The 255-nt window shown below is 67.5% G+C and carries 1 protein-coding gene; it reads left to right on the forward strand.

Annotation, left to right across the window (positions count from 1 at the left end; all coding sequences use genetic code 11):
• On the forward strand, nucleotides 1–255 hold a 255-nt coding region (locus IB274_RS29530), incomplete at both ends, for a TolC family protein (protein WP_192436305.1).

Genomic DNA, 255 nt, shown 5'->3' on the forward strand with positions numbered 1-255 from the left:
GCCTGGAGCGCGAGGCGCTGGCTTCGCGGCCGGAACTGCGCGAGCAGGACTACCAGAGCCGCATCAGCGCCGCCGAGACCAAGAAGGCCATGCTGCGCCTGCTGCCGGGCCTGGAGTTCTCCGCGGGTGGGCACTACGACAGCAACTCCTACCTGGTGAACCAGAGCTGGGCCGACTACGGCGTCAAGGTCACCTGGAACCTGTTCAACGTGATTTCCGCGCCGGCGGCGATCAAGGTCGCCAAGGCCGGCGAAG

The sequence above is a fragment of the Pseudomonas sp. PDM18 genome, from assembly GCF_014852585.1.
GTDB lineage: Bacteria > Pseudomonadota > Gammaproteobacteria > Pseudomonadales > Pseudomonadaceae > Pseudomonas.